Origin of the sequence: Streptomyces europaeiscabiei, assembly GCF_001550375.1 — a bacterium.
Lineage (GTDB): Bacteria > Actinomycetota > Actinomycetes > Streptomycetales > Streptomycetaceae > Streptomyces > Streptomyces europaeiscabiei.
Genome location: NZ_LRTR01000168.1, coordinates 1 through 6,675, shown reverse-complemented (window position 1 = coordinate 6,675; position 6,675 = coordinate 1). Strand labels below are relative to the sequence as shown.

Sequence of the window (6,675 nt, the reverse complement as noted above, 5' to 3'; positions counted from 1 at the left end):
GGTGCGGCGGGCCCGGAAGGCTCGGGGGCGGCGCTGAGAAGCGGCCTGGGGGCGCGCGCCGGAGATTTCGCCCCCGCCCGCCTTTACCCGTTCAGTCCCGTACCCCGGGACTGCGCCTCCCTCAGCCCCCCATCGGCCATCGGCCTCCGCCTCGAACGCCGGCCGGGCTGAGCTCTTGAATCTCCGGCTGCAGGAGGATCCAAGCCGCCATGCGCGCGTGGCAGCGGTTTCGACCATGTCGGGTTGGCGGCGGGTGGGGCACGATGGGGGTATGGCAGTGAATGATGATCACCCAGGTGAGCAGGGGGCTACGGAGCCCATCAGGCTGATCGGGATTCGAGAGACGGCGCTCTCCGTCGACGAGGTGTTCCGTGCGGTCGGGGAGGACGCGGCCGGGGGGACCGCGCTGTTCGTGGGGACCGTGCGGAACCACGACGGGGGAGCAGATGTCGACGAGCTCGGCTATTCGTGTCACCCGACGGCCGAGGCGGAGATGCGGCGGATCGCGGAGAAGGTGGTCGCCGACTATCCGGTGCGTGCGCTCGCGGCCGTGCACCGGGTGGGAAACCTACGGGTCGGGGATCTGGCCGTGGTGGTCGCCGTGTCGTGTCCGCACCGGGGAGAGGCCTTCGAGGCGTGCCGCAGACTGATCGACGATCTGAAGCATGAGGTCCCCATTTGGAAGCACCAGAAGTTCTCCGACGGCACCGATGAATGGGTCGGCGCGTAGCGCCGTCGGTGAGGAGCGGCGGCGGGGCGACGGGAGGGCTGGTGGGAGCCTGCTGAAGCCGTGACCGGAACGCGCTCGTGCGCCTTCCGGTTGCGTAACCTGCCCCCCGGCGCGAGCGTTGACAGAGCGGACGGATAATCTGCTGATCAGTCAGTTGTGGTTGCTTGATAGGGGTTGGGAGGCGGCATGGCGGCGCTCGCCTGGTTGCTGATTCCACTTGTGGCCGCGATCGGTGCCGGACTGTGGGGCGGCTGGGCCAGCCGGAACCGCAGGAGCATCGAGGACGGCACCGAGCTCGCGGGTTATTCGCGCTTCCGCGAGGCCATGGAGCGGTCCCACTCCGGCGGCTAGTGCCGCGGCACCAGCCGCCTGCTTCGCCCCAGCCCCGGACGGACGGCCCCGACAGTGCACCGACAGGCCTGTCCCGTACTGTCGTTCCATGCCACGCCGCACCGCGACGATGCTCGCCTCCACCCTGATGCTGATCGCGCTCCTGTGCGCGGGTGTGATCATTCCCGTGCCCTATTCGGAGATGTCACCGGGACCGACGGTGAACACGCTCGGAGAGCACGGCGGCGAGCCGGTGCTGCAGATCTCGGGACGCAAGACGTACGCGACGACCGGCCACCTCAACATGACCACGGTCCGTGTGACCAGCGCCGACTACCGGATGAACCTCGTCGAGGCCGTGTACGGCTGGCTGGCACACGACAACAAGGTCGTGCCCCACGACACGCTCTATCCGGACGGCAAGACCGAGGAGCAGTCGACCCAGGAGAACGCCGAGGAGTTCAGCCAGTCCCAGGAGAGCGCCAAGGTCGCGGCCCTGGAGCAGCTCGACATCCCGGTGAGGTCCTGGGTGATCGTCTCCACCGTCCTCAAGGACTCCCCGGCCGAGGGCGAGCTGCACGCCGGTGACGTGATCAAGTCCGTCGACGGTGCGGCGGTCAAGGCGCCCGAGGACGTCGCGAAGCTGGTCACCAAGCACAAGCCGGGCGAGGACGTCGACTTCCTCATCGTGCCCGCCAAGGCGCAGGCAGCCGCGGAGAAGGCGAACAGGACGGCGACCGAGACCGAGAGGGTCACGATCACCACGGCGAAGTCCGACGACACGGGCGAGGAGCGGGCGATCGTCGGCATCTCCGCCGGAACCGACCACACCTTCCCGTTCACCATCGATATCAAGCTCGCCGACGTCGGCGGCCCGAGCGCCGGACTGATGTTCGCCCTCGGCATCTACGACAAGCTCACGCCGGGCAATCTCACGGGCGGCAAGTTCGTGGCCGGCACCGGCACGATCGACGACGAGGGCAAGGTCGGCCCCATCGGCGGTATCGAGATGAAGACGGTCGGCGCGCATGACAAGGGTGCCGAGTACTTCCTGACGCCCAAGGACAACTGCGCCGCGGCCGCCAAGGACACCCCCGAGGGACTCACCCTCGTCAAGGTGGGCACCATCGAGGACGCGCTGGGAGCCCTGAAGGACATCCGCTCCGGCGACACCGCCGACCTGCCGAAGTGCACCACCAAGGGCTGACGGGGACGGACGTACATGCGCGCGGGGGCGCTCCCGAGGAGCCGGGGGCGCCCCCGCCGCCGTACAGCAGCCGGAGATCAGTCCACGAAGGTCGCGGACAGGGCCTCCGCCAGGCCCGGTACCAGTTCGGGGCCGGTGAGGACCTCGGTCGGAGTGTCCTTCTCACGTAGACGCAGAGCCGAGTCGCGGGAGCCGTCACGGAGGACGGCGACCGTCATACGGACCTCTTGGCGGCTCGGGTGGGAGGCGACCCACTTGGAGAGGCGGGCGTCGTCGAGGTTCTCGGGGACGGATGCCTCGGCGGACGGCGGCAGCATCAGCCGCTCCACGGTCAGCGCGCAGCCGACCACCGCGTCGGGCCAGGCGATGGTGCCGAGGAACTCGTCCAGGGCCTTGCCTGCGGGGATCTCTTCCTGCTCGATCGGGGTGAGACCGACGGTCTCGGACTCGTTCTGCAGACCGAGCTGGGCCGCGAGGGCGGGTTCCTGGGACCGCAGACGCGCGGTATCCACGAGGGCGAAGAGTCGAGCGGGCTGGTCCCAGCCCAGGCCCGAGGTGTACTCGTCGATCTCGAGCACGGCCCGGGTGAGGGGGTTCGCTGCCATGGGAGTGTTGGACATGGTCACAATCCTGCCTCGTTCGTTCCCGGAAGCGGGAACCGAGTAAAGCGTGAGTAAGTTGCATAGGTGAGGCCCCTGCGATCACGGGGCCCGCTGGAGGGTCCGTAGACGCGGGCCTGACGTATCGACAGCGAACTTCGAGGTGCGCACCTTGGCTTTCCAGATGCCGGACCGCGGCGGAGGCCCGACGGGGCCGCGGATCAGAGTGGGCCGACCGTCCCGACGTGTCCGGACGCTGCTCATGACCTTGGGCGTCCTTGCCGTCCTCGGCATGGCGTTCGTCATGTTCGCGGGATTCTGGACGGACTGGCTCTGGTACCGGTCGGTGAGGTATTCGTCCGTCTTCACCACCACACTCTGGACGAAGATCGGGCTCTTCTTCGTCTTCGGTCTGCTCATGTCGGCCTCGGTCGGATTCAACATCTGGCTGGCGCACCGGCTGCGGCCACCGCTGAGCGCCATGTCGATGGAGCAGCAGAGCCTCGACAGGTACCGCATGGGCATCGCGCCCTACAAGAAATGGCTGCTCCTCGGGATCACCTCCCTCGTGGGCCTCATCGCCGGCGCCTCCGCCTCTGGGCAGTGGCGGACCTGGCTGATGTGGGTCAACGGAGTCTCCTTCGGTCAGAAGGACCCCCAGTTCGGTCTGGACGTCTCCTTCTACGCCTTCGACCTGCCCTGGTACCGCTTCCTGCTCGGCTTCGGCTTCGCCGCCGCCGTGCTCTCGGTGATCGCCGCCGCGCTCACGCACTACCTGTACGGCGGCCTCAGGGTCACCTCCCCGGGCGCGCGTGCCACGGCAGCGGCCACCGGGCACCTGTCGGTGCTCCTGGGCATCTTCGTCACCCTGAAGGCGGTCGCGTACTGGCTCGACCGGTACGGGCTCGCGGTGAAGTCCAGCGACTTCAAGGCGACGGGCAACTGGACGGGCCTCAGGTACGTCGACGCGAACGCGTACCTGCCGGCCAAGACCATCCTCTTCTGCATCGCCGCCATCTGCGCGCTGCTGTTCTTCGCCACCATCTGGCGGCGTACCTGGCAGCTGCCGGTCATCGGCTTCGGCCTGATGGTGCTCTCCGCGATCCTCATCGGCGGGCTGTACCCGGCGATCGTCCAGAAGTTCCAGGTCCAGCCGAACGAGCAGGCCAAGGAAGCGCCGTACGTCGAGAAGAACCTCTCGGCGACCCGGCAGGCCTACGGCATCGACGGGACCGAGGTCGAGGAGTACTCCGGTGTGAGCGACACCACGGACAAGGCCAAGCTCCGTGCCGACGCCGACACCACGGCGAGCATCCGCATGCTCGACCCGAACATCGTCTCGCCGACGTTCCAGCAGCTCCAGCAGATGAGGAACTACTACGCGTTCCCCACGAACCTGGACGTCGACCGGTACGCCAACGAGGACGGCGCGGAGCAGGACACCGTCATCGGTCTGCGCGAGCTGAACCTCGCCGGCATCCCGAAGAACAACTGGATCAACGACCACTTCCGCTACACCCACGGCTACGGCGTGGTCGCCGCCAAGGGCACCGAGGCCACCTCCGGTGGCCGTCCGGTGTTCACGGAGTCCGACCTGCCGTCCAAGGGCGACCTCGGCAAGTACCAGCAGCGGGTCTACTACGGCGAGAAGACCACCCAGTACTCGATCGTCGGCGGTCCCCAGGACGAGATCGACTACTCCGACGACAGCGGTGAGAAGACCACCAGCTACAAGGGCAACAGCGGGATCAACCTCTCCAGCCCGGTCAACCGGGCCGCGTACGCGGTGGCGTTCAACGAGCCGCAGATCCTCTACTCCGGCGCCATCGGCGAGGGTTCGCGGATCCTGTACAACCGCACGCCCAAGGAGCGCGTCGAGGCGGTCGCCCCCTGGCTGACCATCGACGGCGACGCCTACCCGGCCGTCGTCGACGGGAAGATCCAGTGGATCGTCGACGCGTACACCACCACCAACGGCTACCCGTACGCCTCCCGCACCACCCTGGGCGACACGACGGCCGACTCGCTGACCGCGGACAACAGCCAGCGGGCGGTGGTGGCCCAGCAGAACCAGGTCAACTACATCCGCAACTCGGTGAAGGCGACCGTCGACGCGTACACCGGCGAGGTCAAGCTCTTCCAGTGGGACACTCAGGACCCGGTCCTGAAGACCTGGATGAAGGCCTTCCCGGGCACGGTGGAGCCGAAGGAGGACATCTCCGACTCGCTCCTGGCCCATCTGCGGTACCCGCAGGACCTGTTCAAGGTCCAGCGCGAGCTGCTGACCCGCTACCACGTGAAGGACGCCGAGACGTTCCTCAGCGGCAGCGAGGTGTGGCAGGTTCCGGACGACCCGACCAACACCTCGGGCAACGCGGTGCCGCCGTACTACCTGAGCATGAAGCTGCCGGGCCAGACGGCACAGGCGTTCTCGCTGACCACGACGCTCACGCCGAACGGCCGGGACAACCTCAGCGCCTTCGTGTCGGTCAACGCCGAGGCGGGCACCAAGGACTACGGCAAGATCAGAATTCTGAAACTGCCGACCAGTGAACCGATCGACGGACCGAAACAGGTCCAGAGCCAGTTCAACTCCGAACAGGACATCGCCGAGACCATCAGCCTCCTCAAGAGAGGCGACTCGCAGGTCGAGTACGGCAACCTCCTGACGGTCCCGCTCGACGGCGGACTGCTCTACGTGGAGCCGGTCTATGTGCGAGGCGGCGGGCTCAAGTACCCGCTGCTGCGCAAGGTCCTGGTCACCTACGGCGGCAACACGGCCTTCGAGGACACCCTCGATGCCGCGCTCAACAAGGTGTTCGAGACCGAGGGTTCGCCCACCGAGCCACCGGTGGACGACGGCGACGAGGGCACCGACGAGCCGCCGCCGTCCGGCGATCCGACGGTCCAACAGGCCCTGGAGGAAGCCCAGAAGGCGTTCGACGAGGGCCAGCAGGCGCTCAAGGACGGCGACTGGGAGAAGTACGGCCGCGCCCAACAGGACCTGGAGGACGCGCTGAAGCGGGCCGGGGACGCACAGTCCAAGGCCGACAAGACCGGCGGCAGCGGCAGTGGGAACAGCGACCAGAGCGACGGCGGAGGCTCCGGAAACGGCTGATGCAAAGCTCCACCCCGCGCCGTGGTACGGTTGCAACGCAACGGCGCGGGGTGGAGCAGCTCGGTAGCTCGCTGGGCTCATAACCCAGAGGTCGCAGGTTCAAATCCTGTCCCCGCTACTGAAGTTGAAGGCCCGGATCCTCTAAAGGATCCGGGCCTTCGACGTGTTGTCGGGGGTAGCTGGGAAATCTGTGTTTGACTTGTCGCTCTGTGGGCATGTCGACAAAACGCTGTAGTGACCTCAATGGCTGCGGTATACCAGGTGTACCCAGGTTGCAGGTGGTGCGACGATGGACGTTATGGGGGACAAGGCAACTCTGTTGGAGACAGGGCGGTTTGCGCAGCCTGCCGACTTTGTGTTGCCCGCCGTGTCCGCTTCGTCGGCCGAGTCCGTGCAGGCGGCGGACGAGGACGAGACGGGGGACGCCGTAGAGGAGGCGCGTCAGCGGCTCGCCGCCGAAGCCGGCGACGCCGAGGCGATGAGCGTCCTCGGAGCCATGCTGCTGCGCCGCGGCGACCTCGACGCAGCCGAGCCCTATCTGCGGGGCGCCACCGCTGCAGGGGACCGCGCGGCCGCCAACAACCTCGGTGTCCTGCTGCATCAGCGCGGGTACGCGGAGGAGGCCGCGAGCTGGTGGCGGATCGCGGCCGTAGCCGGTTCCGCCGCGGCCGCGCACGCGCTCGGCCGGCAC

At 67.7% G+C, this 6,675-nt stretch carries 6 protein-coding genes and 1 tRNA gene; 6 read left to right on the top strand and 1 reads right to left on the bottom strand.

Annotated features, from left to right (window positions below):
- Positions 1-271 precede the first annotated feature (271 nt).
- From AWZ10_RS08075 to AWZ10_RS08070, 3 genes are all read left to right on the top strand, one after another.
- A complete protein-coding gene (locus tag AWZ10_RS08075; protein ID WP_046704445.1) occupies positions 272-730 on the top strand; it encodes a molybdenum cofactor biosynthesis protein MoaE in 459 nt (152 codons plus the stop codon).
- Positions 731-934: 204 nt separating this feature from the next.
- Positions 935-1,081 (top strand): hypothetical protein, encoded by a 147-nt coding sequence (locus AWZ10_RS52275; protein ID WP_162948436.1) that lies wholly within the window; start codon positions 935-937, stop codon positions 1,079-1,081.
- An 88-nt stretch (positions 1,082-1,169) separates the two neighbouring features.
- Positions 1,170-2,267, top strand: coding sequence for a YlbL family protein (locus tag AWZ10_RS08070; RefSeq protein WP_060890759.1), 1,098 nt, complete (start codon positions 1,170-1,172; stop codon positions 2,265-2,267).
- A gap of 77 nt (positions 2,268-2,344) precedes the next feature.
- Here AWZ10_RS08070 and AWZ10_RS08065 read toward each other — a convergent pair whose 3' ends face one another.
- Positions 2,345-2,887 (bottom strand): PPA1309 family protein, encoded by a 543-nt coding sequence (locus AWZ10_RS08065; protein ID WP_046704443.1) that lies wholly within the window; start codon positions 2,885-2,887, stop codon positions 2,345-2,347.
- 163 nt (positions 2,888-3,050) lie between these two features.
- Between AWZ10_RS08065 and AWZ10_RS08060 the strand changes: the two genes are divergently transcribed.
- From AWZ10_RS08060 to AWZ10_RS08050, 3 genes are all read left to right on the top strand, one after another.
- Positions 3,051-5,984, top strand: coding sequence for a UPF0182 family membrane protein (locus tag AWZ10_RS08060; protein ID WP_079104319.1), 2,934 nt, complete (start codon positions 3,051-3,053; stop codon positions 5,982-5,984).
- A 44-nt stretch (positions 5,985-6,028) separates the two neighbouring features.
- Positions 6,029-6,102 (top strand) — tRNA-Met (locus tag AWZ10_RS08055).
- Positions 6,103-6,273: 171 nt separating this feature from the next.
- Positions 6,274-6,675: tetratricopeptide repeat protein (locus AWZ10_RS08050; RefSeq protein ID WP_425264480.1), on the top strand; the 402-nt coding region annotated here is incomplete at its 3' end.

What these genes read in the sequence shown, in the direction of transcription:
- AWZ10_RS08075 (WP_046704445.1), top strand. Translation starts at nt 272, where the DNA reads ATGGCAGTGAATGATGATCACCCAGGTGAGCAGGGGGCTACGGAGCCC.
- AWZ10_RS08070 (WP_060890759.1), top strand. Translation starts at nt 1,170, where the DNA reads ATGCCACGCCGCACCGCGACGATGCTCGCCTCCACCCTGATGCTGATC.
- AWZ10_RS08065 (WP_046704443.1), bottom strand. Translation starts at nt 2,887, where the DNA reads ATGTCCAACACTCCCATGGCAGCGAACCCCCTCACCCGGGCCGTGCTC.
- AWZ10_RS08060 (WP_079104319.1), top strand. Translation starts at nt 3,051, where the DNA reads ATGCCGGACCGCGGCGGAGGCCCGACGGGGCCGCGGATCAGAGTGGGC.